The organism is Myxococcales bacterium (assembly GCA_022563535.1).
In the GTDB taxonomy this organism is placed as follows: domain Bacteria; phylum Myxococcota_A; class UBA9160; order UBA9160; family UBA4427; genus DUBZ01.
This window is the reverse complement of the sequence record JADFNE010000002.1, coordinates 79977-91921: the sequence shown is the minus strand read 5'-3', so window position 1 is coordinate 91921 and position 11945 is coordinate 79977. Positions and strand designations below refer to the sequence as shown.

15 protein-coding genes are annotated in these 11945 nt (G+C 58.0%); 13 read left to right on the top strand and 2 right to left on the bottom strand.

The features are described from left to right. Nucleotides 1–11 precede the first annotated feature (11 nt). The 13 genes from IH881_01175 (at nt 12) to IH881_01115 (ending at nt 10290) form a co-directional block, all read left to right on the top strand. Nucleotides 12–224 carry a hypothetical protein gene (locus IH881_01175; GenBank protein ID MCH7866277.1) on the top strand — a complete coding sequence of 71 codons (213 nt, stop codon included), beginning with the start codon at nt 12–14 and terminating at the stop codon, nt 222–224. Nucleotides 225–562: 338 nt separating this feature from the next. Next, nucleotides 563–1303 (top strand): flagellar hook basal-body protein, encoded by a 741-nt coding sequence (locus IH881_01170; GenBank protein ID MCH7866276.1) that lies wholly within the window; start codon nt 563–565, stop codon nt 1301–1303. Continuing rightward, nucleotides 1300–2085, top strand: coding sequence for a flagellar basal-body rod protein FlgG (gene flgG / locus IH881_01165; GenBank protein ID MCH7866275.1), 786 nt, complete (start codon nt 1300–1302; stop codon nt 2083–2085). Before IH881_01170 ends, flgG begins: the two co-directional genes overlap by 4 nt. A gap of 42 nt (nt 2086–2127) precedes the next feature. Continuing rightward, the gene (gene flgA / locus IH881_01160) at nt 2128–2844 is read left to right on the top strand and encodes a flagellar basal body P-ring formation protein FlgA (GenBank protein MCH7866274.1); all 717 of its coding nucleotides are present in this window, start codon (nt 2128–2130) and stop codon (nt 2842–2844) included. Further along, nucleotides 2831–3622, top strand: a complete 792-nt coding sequence (locus IH881_01155; GenBank protein MCH7866273.1) for a flagellar basal body L-ring protein FlgH — start codon at nt 2831–2833, stop codon at nt 3620–3622. The genes flgA and IH881_01155 overlap by 14 nt, the downstream gene beginning before the upstream one ends. A 47-nt stretch (nt 3623–3669) precedes the next feature. Continuing rightward, nucleotides 3670–4746 carry a flagellar basal body P-ring protein FlgI gene (locus IH881_01150; GenBank protein MCH7866272.1) on the top strand — a complete coding sequence of 359 codons (1077 nt, stop codon included), beginning with the start codon at nt 3670–3672 and terminating at the stop codon, nt 4744–4746. Then, nucleotides 4743–5054 (top strand): rod-binding protein, encoded by a 312-nt coding sequence (locus IH881_01145; protein ID MCH7866271.1) that lies wholly within the window; start codon nt 4743–4745, stop codon nt 5052–5054. Before IH881_01150 ends, IH881_01145 begins: the two co-directional genes overlap by 4 nt. Then, on the top strand, nt 5051–5566 hold the full coding sequence (locus IH881_01140) for a flagellar protein FlgN (protein ID MCH7866270.1): 516 nt from the start codon (nt 5051–5053) through the stop codon (nt 5564–5566). Before IH881_01145 ends, IH881_01140 begins: the two co-directional genes overlap by 4 nt. A gap of 8 nt (nt 5567–5574) precedes the next feature. Next, nucleotides 5575–7035, top strand: coding sequence for a flagellar hook-associated protein FlgK (gene flgK / locus IH881_01135; GenBank protein ID MCH7866269.1), 1461 nt, complete (start codon nt 5575–5577; stop codon nt 7033–7035). Between the two features lie 44 nt (nt 7036–7079). Next, nucleotides 7080–7997 carry a flagellar hook-associated protein FlgL gene (gene flgL, locus IH881_01130; protein MCH7866268.1) on the top strand — a complete coding sequence of 306 codons (918 nt, stop codon included), beginning with the start codon at nt 7080–7082 and terminating at the stop codon, nt 7995–7997. An 11-nt stretch (nt 7998–8008) separates the two neighbouring features. Next, complete coding sequence (gene csrA / locus IH881_01125; GenBank protein MCH7866267.1) at nt 8009–8269, top strand: carbon storage regulator CsrA; 261 nt, start codon at nt 8009–8011, stop codon at nt 8267–8269. Beyond that, nucleotides 8262–8747 carry a flagellar assembly protein FliW gene (locus IH881_01120; GenBank protein MCH7866266.1) on the top strand — a complete coding sequence of 162 codons (486 nt, stop codon included), beginning with the start codon at nt 8262–8264 and terminating at the stop codon, nt 8745–8747. Before csrA ends, IH881_01120 begins: the two co-directional genes overlap by 8 nt. A 67-nt stretch (nt 8748–8814) precedes the next feature. Next, the gene (locus tag IH881_01115; GenBank protein MCH7866265.1) at nt 8815–10290 is read left to right on the top strand and encodes a hypothetical protein; all 1476 of its coding nucleotides are present in this window, start codon (nt 8815–8817) and stop codon (nt 10288–10290) included. 59 nt (nt 10291–10349) lie between these two features. On the opposite strand, the gene IH881_01110 is transcribed toward IH881_01115, so the two are convergent. Together IH881_01110 and IH881_01105 are read right to left on the bottom strand one after the other, a co-directional pair. Beyond that, on the bottom strand, nt 10350–11174 hold the full coding sequence (locus IH881_01110; protein ID MCH7866264.1) for an OmpA family protein: 825 nt from the start codon (nt 11172–11174) through the stop codon (nt 10350–10352). Further along, a complete protein-coding gene (locus tag IH881_01105; protein ID MCH7866263.1) occupies nt 11171–11941 on the bottom strand; it encodes a flagellar motor protein in 771 nt (256 codons plus the stop codon). The genes IH881_01110 and IH881_01105 overlap by 4 nt, the downstream gene beginning before the upstream one ends. Nucleotides 11942–11945 lie beyond the last annotated feature (4 nt).

Here is an 11945-nt window from a genome sequence, read left to right as displayed (position 1 = left end):
GGTACATGGTCATGGCCGAAATCCGAAATATCGACACGCAAAGAATTCACCCGGATCTTTCTGCTCCTCGGCGCGTGAACCCACTGGACGAAAAGTTGTCCGAAGAGGAGCGACGCCAACTGCTGCGCAGGAAGCGCGCGCGGGCCGCCGCTAAAAAGAAAAATACTCGCAGCGAAAAATCTGACGATTCGGGTTCGGGAAGTGACGTCGACATCCGCGTATAGCGCCGGCGTGTGGAGTGACTTGTGCGAACCCATTCGATCAATTCGTTCCCTGCTCAACGATCCATCCCACGCGCTGTTGCTGTCCGCGTTTCCATCTGAACTGTCGAAGCTATCGAATCGCGACATTTGTTCCGGGTGAGAATTCGCGCGACACGACCAAGAACTTCCCAAGGCGTTGTATTCATTCCGATTTGCTGCGCGTAGTCAGCAGGCGAAGCGATGGCACGCAGATTGCGTATCCAGCCGCTGTGGACTCAAGAGTCGGAAAGATATTCCGACCCGTGCGAACGCACCGCTGCAGAGTGAACGATTTCTGCACAGAGGAAGACAAGAGCAGTATGTCCAGCAATTTGTACGTGTCTGCAGCCGGGGCCATGGCGAGATTGACTCAACTCGATCTCGTCGCAAATAACCTGGCGAACGCCGGCACTACGGGATACAAGCGCGACGGTGCGATGTTCGAGAGCGTGCTCCAGAACTCGCTGACCGACAGTGAAGGCGAGATCGTACTGGGCGCCCCGGGCTTGAACTTCGTGAGGAGTTACGGCATTGGAAGTGACTTTGAAGCGGGGTCGATCGAGAAGACGGGTGTTCCACTCGACTTCGCAATTCTGGGCCCAGGATTTCTCGAGATTCAGACCGACGACGGCCCTCGCTACACACGTTCGGGCTCACTCAAGGTTGACGCTGCTGGAAATTTGACGACGCGTGATGGGCAGCTGGTGGCGGGAATCGGCGGGCCCATCCAGGCTTCGGGAATTGGCGTCCATGTGTCGTCCAGTGGACAGATTCTCGACGGTGCGAATGTCGAACTGGATCGGCTGAAGATCGTTGAATTCGAAAACCTGCTCGAACTCAAAAAAGGTGGAAGTCAGCGCTACGAGGCGTTGGAGGGGGCAAACCCGACCCAGGTCGAACGGCCCACTCTCGTGCCCCAATCCCTAGAGGGATCAAACGTCAACACCGTCCTCGAGATGAGCACCCTCGTAATTCTTCAGCGCGCATTCGAAGCGAACATAAAAATACTTCAAGCGGACGACGATGCCACAAAACGACTGATCAGGGAGGTCCGAGGATGAGAGCTCTATTTAGTGCCGCGTCCGGAATGGAAGCGCAACAACTGCGAATCGACTCGATCGCGAATAACATCGCGAATGTCACGACTACGGGCTTCAAGAAGTCACGCACCGAGTTTGAAGATCTCTTCTATGAGACGATTCGAATGCCGGGTGCCGCTTCCGCAGGTGGCTCTTCGCTTCCGACGGGTATTCAAATCGGACACGGAGTTCGCCTGGCGGCGATCGGACGCATATTCACCGCTGGGGACAGTATCGCTACCAGCAATGTGCTGGACATGGCGATCAACGGTGAGGGGTTCTTTCAGATCCAAAAGACCGGGGGTGAAACCGTTTACACCCGAGATGGTTCGTTCAAGAAAGACGGTGATGGCGACCTCGTAACCAAGTCCGGCGATCTGTTGATCCCGCCCATCAATATCGCCTCCGACGTCACCAATATCACAATCCTGCCCGACGGAACGGTCAATGTGATTCAGGCCGGAACCACGACCCCCGTACAGGTTGGACAGATCGAACTCGCGAGGTTTCCGAACAACGCCGGATTGCTCGCTTTGGGTGGGAATCTCTTTGGCGTGACCGAGGCGTCGGGTGACCCCGAGACCGGCGCACCCGATCAGAGTGGATATGGCTCGATCAGCTCGGGCTTCCTCGAGGGTTCAAACGTGAATGTGGCGGAGGAGTTGGTGCAAATGATTCTGGCCCAACGGGCCTTCGAAGTGAATTCTCGGGTGATTCGCGCCGGCGACGAGATGCTGCGCACCGCAGCACAACTGAGTTCATAGGGCGGTAGCTCTCGAGTCGTGAAGTTTGAGTAGAGGAATCTCATGAATCGAACGATTAGAAGTGCGTTTGTGTTGGTGACGACGCTCCTTGCGGGACTGATCGTCTGCTCCTCCGCCGGCGCCAACCAGTCGCTAGCAGCGCGCGTTCACGACAAGATCGAACAGTTTCTTCAGTCTCGAGCGTCAGCTCGCGTCAACAGACTCGAGATTCCCGACCTGGAGGTGTTCAACTTGTCCGGCGTCTCGCCGGCTGATGTCAACATCAAGCTTCGCACCCGGCTCGTAGGAGAGCTCCTGGGCAGGGTGCCGGTTACGGTCATCATTTCCCATGGATCCAAAGAGCTCAAGCGCGCCGTTGTTACGGCCAGCCTCAAGTCAGTCGTTCCGGTTCTCGTCGCCAGCCGTGCGATGCGGCGCGGCGAGGTCGTCACTGAAGATGACTTTTACGTGGAGCGCCGGGATGTCTCCGTGATGAGGGGAGCAGTGATTTCTCGCGAGAGAAATCTACTGGGCATGCGTCTGCGGCGCTCCATTACCGCCGGTCGGGTTTGGCAACCGCGGCATATCGAATCGGTCCCGAAAGTAATGCGGGGAGAGATGGTGCGGATTCGACTCGAGTCAGGAGGGCTTCGTATCGACAGCATTGGCAAGGCGAGCGAAGACGGTCGAGTGGGTGACCTGATTCGTGTCCTGAATGCCTCCAAGCGATACGTCACGGGCAGGGTCGATGCGGAGGGCACCATTCATGTGCGCTTCTGAACGGACGGAAGTGAAAGAGCGCTCGATTCGGCTTTGCATGTTCTCGCTCTTGATCGCCTTCCTGGTCGTGTCGTCGGGCATGGGTTGCGTGGAGACCGCAATGCGAGAGCGCGGCGAGGAAATGAACTACGAGCCGATTGCGGTTGCCGCACCCGCGGTGACGGCGAGTGGGTCCATCTATCCCGGTGAGAATTCAGCGGGCTCCCTGTTCCTCGTGGATAGCAAGGCCCGCAGGGTGGGTGACCTGATCACGGTGTTGATCGTCGAGCAGACCAAGGCGGTGGGAGATGCCACGACCAAACTCGAAGCCGAGCGAACGATGAGTGGAGCCGTGTCGTCGGATATCGGCTTGACCTCTCTGATCACCGGACCCGCGAAGGCGATTCTCAAATTCTTTGGACTCGCCGGTTCCGAAGTCTCCGTCGCAAACGGCGCCGAAGTGAATGTCGTTTCGAGCACCATGACCAACGATTTTTCGGGTGCGGGCAAGACCAGTCGCAGCGGCAGCTTCACCGGCGTGATCACGTGTCGAGTGATCGATGTTTTGCCCGGGGGCGTTCTACACATTCGCGGCAGGCGCTGGATGGTGATCAATCACGACGCCCAGTACCTCACGATCGAGGGACTCGTCCGTCCGGAAGACCTCACGGTGGGAAATACCGTGGCTTCCAATTTCATTGCAGAGATGAGTCTCAGCTACGACGGACTCGGAGTGATTGACGACAAACAGCGGCCGGGCTGGGTTGCAAGAATATTCGATTGGGTCTATCCGCTGTGAAGAATACTTGCCGATCTCATTGGAAGGCAGCGGCCGCTCTCGCCGCGATTCTCGTTGTACAGCCACTCCTGGTTGACTGCGCCATGGCGGCTCGTCTCAAGGAGATCGCGAACGTCAAGGGAGTTCGGGAGAACCCGCTGATCGGCTACGGCTTGATCGTCGGGCTGGCGGGGACCGGCGACAAGTCCGGGACCGAGTTCACGATCCAGTCTTTGACCAGCATGCTCGCGAAGATGGGAATCGCCCTCGATCCCAGTCAGATCAAAGTCAAGAACGTCGCGGCGGTCATGGTGACGGCTCGACTGCCCGCGTTCGCTCGCACGGGCAATCGCTTCGACGTCACCGTAGCTTCGCTGGGAGATTCTACGAGTCTCGCAGGCGGAACATTACTCATGACTCCGCTGTTGGGCAGCGACGGTAAAATCTACGCGATTGCCCAGGGTGCCGTGTCGGTGGGTGGTTTCTCATCGGGCGGTAGTCGCAGAGGTGTTCAGAAGAACCATCCCACCGTGGGCCGGGTCGCAAACGGTGCGACGGTGGAAAGGGAGATTCAATTTGAAATATCCGGACTGAGCGTATTCGAGGTCAATCTCAACCAGCCGGATTTTACGACTTCGGTGCGCACGGCTCGAGTGATCAACGCTCACTTTGGTGAGGCGATCGCTGACGCGGTGAGTTCGGGTTCGATCGTAGTCCGGGTTCCCGAGTCCTTTGCAAAACACGTGGTGCGCTTTCTCTCCGAAGTGGAGATGCTCAACGTAGAACCCGATCGCGTCGCCAAGGTAATTCTCAACGAGAGAACCGGCACGGTCGTGATGGGTGCCGGGGTCATGATCTCGACGGTTGCGATTGCTCATGGTGGGCTGACTGTCACGATATCGTCGAAAAAGGAAGCTTCTCAACCCAGCGCACTCGCACTGGGCGGCGAGACCGTGGTCGTCGAAAACACCGACGTCGAGGTGTATGAAGAAGACGCTCGGCTGAACATCGTCGAGAGTACGGTCACCATTGGCGAATTGGTTCGAGGGCTGAACGCAATGGGAATCAGTCCGCGTGATCTCATCGCCATCATGCAGGCGGTCAAGGCTGCTGGGGCTCTTACGGCAGAACTGGAGGTCATGTGAAAATCTCCGAACTAGATTTGGCTGCGACCAGCATGATGCCGTCGAAGTCGGGCGTGGACGGTGTCGAAGCCCTGCGAGAATTCGATTCTTATTTTCTCGCGCAAATCCTGAAGGGCGCGCAAGCGTCGAGCGAAGAACACCTGCTCGATGGAGGCAGCGCGGGTCGTATGTATCGCGACCAGTTCTATCAGGAAGTGGCCCGGGTAATGGCCAAGCAGGGTGGCTTCGGCATTACCGAACAGTTGCGAGATGCGTTTCCCAAAGCCCCATCCCGGGACTCTGATGCCAAGCCGGAGGAGGCGAAATGACCCAGACCGCCGAAATCGCCCAGCGGTTGTACAACATTCTCGCAGAAGAAGAGCGTCTGTATCTCGAGATGAAGACACTGCTCCAGGAAGAGCGCCAGCGGATGGTGTTGCGTGACGCAGACGGCATCGAAGTGGCCGTGCGCAGGAAGGAAGGGCTCGCAGGGGAGGGCAAGCTACTCGAAGCATGTCGACGCAAGGTGATGTGCGAGATGGCCGCGGTGCTGGGACTTCCCGATGAAGAGGCCACCCTGTCGCGAGTTTGCGCTGCTTTGGGGAGCGAGAGCGTCGAACTGCGCTCCATCCACGGTCGCCTGGTTGCCCTCATTGCCGCGGTTCGAGAATTGTTGGAGGTAAATTCGAGCTTTGCCGGAGAGGCGCTGATTCGCGTTCAATCGACCCTGCGTCTATTGGGGCGATTGTTGCCCGACGAACCGACCTACGGTCGGACCCCGGCGAGCCAGATCCCTCGTCCCCATATGAAGCCCGGGCGAATTGTCCGGCAGACGGCGTAGGGGAAATCATGGCTGGACTCTTCGGAACCCTCGACATTACCGCCCGAGCACTTCAGATCAATCAAAGCGGGCTGGCTGTTACGGCTCACAACATTGCGAACGTAAATACGCCGGGGTACACCCGTCAGCGACAAGAATTGGTGACCGCGCTTCCTATTCCTGACGGCACGGGAACCATTGGGACTGGCGTCAGTCAGCGGAGCATCGAGCGGATTCACGACACCTTTCTTCAGGCCCGCTTGCTGCAAGAACACGCCTCGTTTAGTTCGCTGGAAGCCGAGTCGAGCGCAGTGGGTCAGTTGGATTCACTTTTCAATGAGCAATTTGGTGACGGGATCACGCCCCTGCTGACGCGGCTCTACGATGCATTCGAAAAACTCGCGGCGGCCGAAACCCCAGGTCAACCGACTCAGCGAGCCGATCTCGTCGGTGTGGCCAATTCTCTTGCCACGACGTTCAACCGATTCGACAACCAGATGAGCAACCTGCAGCGTTCGACGGATCGGGCGATCGTGGGTTTGCTTCCTGAGGTCAATGGGCTGATCGAGCGCATCGCGGCGCTGAACCAGGAGATCTCCAAAAACGAAGCCGTAGCTCCAGCGAACGATCTTCGCGACGAGCAAGAGCGATTGATTCGCGATCTGGCATCGGTCATGGAAATCACCACGTTCGAGGATAATCGGGGCATGGTGACCATCATGTTCCAAGGTGGCGTTCCCCTGGTGGAAGGCCTGCAGGCGAGCTCACTCGTGGCCGTGGCAGATCCGACCAATCCATTTGATCCGACGTTCTCGTCTGTCTATTTTCAGAAAGGAAGCAACTTCTTCGACGTCACTTCCCAGATCACGGGCGGAAAGCTCGGTGGCTTGCTGCGCTCGCGTGACGTACACATCGCCACCGCGATTCGCGAGTTGGATGCATTGGCCTTCTCACTCGTTCAAACAGTCAATGACCAACACCGTCTGGGGGTTGGCCTGGTGGACGGCACCGCGAACGACTTTTTCGAACTCACGACCGGGGGTACGGTTGCCGGATCGGCAGGAGAACTCAGGCTTGCGGCCGCGATCGTGGCGGACCCCGACAATATTGCAGCCGGATCCCCACCGGGCCCGGCCAGTGCGGGCGACAACAGGAACGCCCTGCTGCTGGCCGAGCTGCATGGAGCCCTGAACTCGAGTTATGCGCCGGGGGATGTCCTGGGAACCCCGAGCGGAGTGAGCCAGAGCGTCATTCAACAATCCGCCACGATGATTTCGGCCCGAGGCCGTGCTGCGCAACTGGTTGACTTTTCGCTCGCCCAACAGGGACAGGTTCTCAGAGAGGTGCAAAATCGGCGTGACTCGATCTCCGCCGTTTCCCTCGACGAAGAGGTGACGGATTTGATTCGGCTGCAGGCAACTTTCCAGGCCAATGCTCGAGTCATTTCGACAGTAAACGAAATGCTGAGTGAATTGGTCAATTTGATTTAGCAGGGTCGCGGCCTTGTTGAGACGAGTGGGAAAAGGACGGCAATATGCGTATTACCAACACGATGATGTATCGATTTGGCGTTCACAACGCGCAAGAACAGCGTGCGCGTCTCGCAGAAATTCAGGAACGCGCTTCGACGCTCAAGGACATCAATCGGCCCTCGGACGATCCGGTGGGAGTTCGTGCCGTGACACTGATCCGCGATGGATTGGCTCAAATCGCTCAGTTTCGCCAAAACATCACGTCCAGCCGTTTACGTGTCAGTACGACAGAAGCAGCCATCGACGGCACCTACCAGACGCTGGTTCGCGCCAGGGTACTCGCGATACAGGGAGCCAATGGGACCCAGGATTCCAACAGTCGCAAACTACTGGCGCAGGAGATCGTGCAACTCCACGGACAATTGATGCGCGAATCAAACTTACGCGATTCGGGGGGGGGGCGGGTGTTCGCGGGCTTTGCCACCGACGCGGATCCATTTGCCGTAAGCGGCGCTTTCGTATCGGGCTCTCCAGCACCCACTGTGACGTTCTCTGGAGATACGAACGAGATCCGGATCGCGATCGACGAGGGAGTTGATCTGCAGGTGACGCTCCGGGGTGATCGCGTTTTCAGCGGAGCCGGCGGTGGCGAGAACCTCTTCGAGATCATCGAAGACCTGTGGACGGCGCTCGACACCAACGATCAGGCCGCTGTTGCAGCCATTACCGATCGAATCAATACCGCGCTCAACGAATTGAGTGCAGAGAGAACCAGCGTCGGTGCATCGGCTACCCAAGCCGAGCTCTGGGAGCGACGACATATTGACCGCGACGCGTTGCTTCAAGAGCAACTGTCTCAACTCGAGAATGCCGACAGTATCGAAGTCTTCTCATCCCTGGTGCAACAAGAAGCAGCGCTCCGGGGCTCGATAGAAGTCACGTCACGCATTCTGCAAACCAATCTACTGAGCTTCCTGTAACGGAGAGCAAGATGCTTGTGTTGACACGTAGGCAAGGTGAAAGCCTCAGAATTGACGACCACATTCGAATCACGATGGTGGCCTGTTCAGCAGGACAGGTTCGCGTCGCGATCGATGCCCCAGAAAGCGTCGAGATTCTGAGGGAAGAGGTGTACGACCGGATTGCGTCAGCCAATTTGGCTGCGGCGGGTTCGCGCGATGCAGCCGTTCGCAACGCAGTGACACGATTGCGCGAAAGCGCACTCAAAAGGAAAGGTGGACAAGATGGGTGAAACTCTCTCAATCGAGACGAGTCGCTTTGGTCGCATCGAAGTCGATGACAAAGCGGTTCTGCACTTCAGCGGGCTTCCGGGCTTTGCCAATGCAACACGCTTCGCGGTAATGGATCACAGCGAAACCGAGAGCTTTTCGTGGCTCGTATCCCTCGACGATCCGAAATTGGCGTTCGTGATTGCCAACCCGTGGCACTTCTTTCCGGGATATGACCCGGCGATAGCTACGCGGCACCTCAAGGGCCTGGATATCTCGAATTCTGATCATCTCGAGATCGTGGTGTTCGCGAGTTTTTACGGCTCCAAGGTATCGCTGAACCTGAGTGCTCCGATCGTAATCAACCGCGACGCGCGCCGTGCAGCTCAGGTAATCCTGGACGATCCTCGGTATTCGACCCGCGAAGAAATTCCCGCGTTGGATCCCAAGGCTCAGCCCCAGGCTGCCGAAACCGAACAGCTGCAAGAAGCGATCGAATAAGACACGAGGGTAGGGCGGGTCGCACGTCGATGAACGCCGAGCGGTTTGGTGGCATGAGGAAGTGAGGATGGCGAATGCCATGTTCAGAGAGCTGACCCATGGGGTCGCGGCGCGATCTGGCGCAGATGCGCCGGTCGGCCCTAACGCGGAGCGCGAATCGCACTCGGACAGACGAGCTGCGTCGCCGAAGAGTTCAGCCGATGCCGCAGGAGAACTGCGCGCATGGCTTCTGCATTTCAATGCCTTGCTCGAGTCCCCATGTAGTCGCGAGAGTGTCGCAAGTGAAATCCTGCGAATTCTTCAGCACTTTTTCCCGGCCCAGCAGAGTGCGTTGTTTCTCGCGGACCCCGGCTCCGAAGTTCTCTTTGTTGCCGCGGCACGTGGCACAGAAATGTCGATTGCCGAAGCCGAATGGGTCGAACGAACGGCGCGTGAATCCCTCAGTCGATGCGATGTGTTGGGCCGCGAAACATCCTGCGGATCGCTCTCGTCGTTCCTGTGGGTTCCCGTCCTCAGCGAAGGGCGCTCCATTGGCGTCATCGAGATGGGTGATTGCTCCGGACACTGGTTTTCGGGCGGACAGACTCGTGAGCTATCCCGACTGGCGGACGATGTGGGTGCCCTTCTCATGCGTCTTGGGGAGATCGCCAATCACGAAGCCAAGATCGGAGGCCTACAGCGCGATCTCTCGGCAGGCGCACGCCAAGGTCGAGAAATGGAGCGACGCATCATTGCGGGGGCGGGTCGCGAGACCGTCTTCGAAATGGCCACTAGCATCGCGGAACGGGCGACGGACCCGGTCAGCTACGTACTTTCGAATCTCCGCAGCGTACGCGACGAAGTTGAATCCATGCAGAACGTCATCGGCACCCTGGTCGAAACCGCTCGAGCCTTGATGGAGAGACTTCCCAGTGAATTCGAGAGCAGTGAGGCGCATGACCTGAGGGCAGCGCTGGCGACTGCCGATGCGAATCAGTTTCGCGAGTTTCTCGCAGATCTCGGGCCGTTGATCGATGACGTCGAAGAAGGAACGTCTCGCCTGCAATTGATCGGCGCAGACTTTCACGAATTGGCACTTGGCGAAACGGCACCGATGTATTGGATCAATGTCTCGGACGTGATCGAACGAGCATTGGCCGTGGTTGTGCGACGCGAAACCGTCGAGCACGGTATCGAAGTTCGTGTTTCAGATATTCCGCCCATGCGATGTCAGCGGTTGCGAATAGAGTGTCTGCTGATTGACATGTTGGCTCGCGCGTTGGCCATCGCGACCCCCGAAAGTGCGGTCGCGATCCAGGCCGATCTTCGAGGGAGCCAGGTCATTATCGAAGTGAGCGTCGACTTGATCGACGATAGAAGCGGTCAGCTCGACACCAGCGGCGACAAGTGCTCCCGGCCTTCGGATTTAGCGGCCGAATGCTTGCGTGCTGAGCATGTCCGACTGAGTCGCGACATCGCAGAAGATCACGGGGGTCAGATCAGCGTGGAGACTTTGGACGACCTGGTGGTTACGCGATTGGTGCTTCCCGTCGATCGCGACTGAGATTCTCGTTCGCAGCGATCCACTCAGGGCCCGCTTCGATGGCTGCGGAAACAGCGGCGCTATTCCGACAGCGGAGGCAGTTGTTCAAGAAGCGTTTGAAGCGGAGACCTAGCTTCCAGTTCGTCGATCTCGGGTTGTTCAACCTGCTCCTGTGCAGTCTTGAGGACGACAATGTCGATGCGGCGATTGAGCGCTCGATTCTCAGGGCTGTCGTTTGGTGCGATCGGTTGAAATTCCGCGTAACCCGATGCGCCGATGCGACGCGGTGCAATCTGGAGGTGCTTGATCAAATGCCGGGCTACCGCAGAAGCCCGAGCCGTCGAAAGCTCCCAGTTGGATGGAAACCGTTCGGTGTTGATCGGCGTGTTGTCGGTATGACCCTCGATGCGAATGAGTTGCGTAGACAGCGCAAGCACCGAGCCGATCGCGTTGAGCGGGCCCAGCGCTTCCCTGAGGATCTCAGTATCTCCCGGATGGAAGAAGTCTTTTGCCGCAAGCGAGATGACGAGTCCTCGATCGCTGCGGTGGGTTCGCATGCCCGCAGCGTCGCTATCTGTTCCCGTCTGTTCTTCGAGAGTAGTTTCCAGACGATCGCGCAGGATCACGTACGAGATGTCACTATCGTCGTCTTCGGACGTGTCCGTCTCGTCGCTCGGATTGGCTCTGGGAATTTGAATCACGGTTTCGATGGATACGGAACTACTGTCCGTCTGGGCAAAGGCCGTTCGCATGCCCGAGATGGCGCTCTGCATTCTCTCCTTGTCGACCGAGGACATGGCGTAGAGGACGACGAAGAGTGCGAGCAGCAGCGTGACGTAGTCGGCGTAGGAAATCAGCCACCTATCACTGTCGGGCCTATAGTAGGGTCGTCTCCTCCGCCTCACAGACGCGCTTCTTCAATCGCGTTGTTCATACTCGGCCAGGAGAGCAATCGAGTTCGAACGGCGCTGGGTGCGAGACCTCCCTGTAGAGCGAGGACTCCTTCTACCGTCATCTCTTCACACACCCTGCGCTGGGCGATGATGCGGTGGAGCTTCGCCCCTAGCGGCAACAGAATGAGATTGGCGAACCCGACGCCATAGATTGTGGCCACGAAGGCCACCGCAATTCCGTGTCCCAACTGGGTTGGGTCTGAAAGGGATTCCATTGCGTGAATCAAACCCAGCACTGCGCCGAGAATTCCTATCGTGGGCGCGTATCCCCCGGCGATGTCGAAGACTCGCGCAGCCGCGGTGTCTCGTTCCATCCGAATGTCGATATCGGTAAATAGAATCTCCCGCAGGGTTGCTTCGTTCACGCCATCGATGACATGGGCGAGTGCGCGGCGCATGAATGGATCCTCGAAATCATCCGCTAGTTCTTCGAGGGCAACGATTCCGTCTTTGCGTGCGATGGTGGCAAGTTGTGCAAATTGATCGATCGCATCTTCGATCGCGAACTCCGCTCGCAAGAACACTGAACGAACGATTTGAAGCGCCCGGCGAACGTCTCCAATGGGCACCGAAAGCAGGGTGGCTCCCAGGGTTCCACCGACCACGATGAGGCCGGCGGTGCCTCGAAACAGGGTTCCGAGGTGGCCACCCTCGATGTACTGCCCGATCAGCAGGGCGGATATCCCGATGATCAGGCCGGCGATGCTGGATCGATCCATCTTG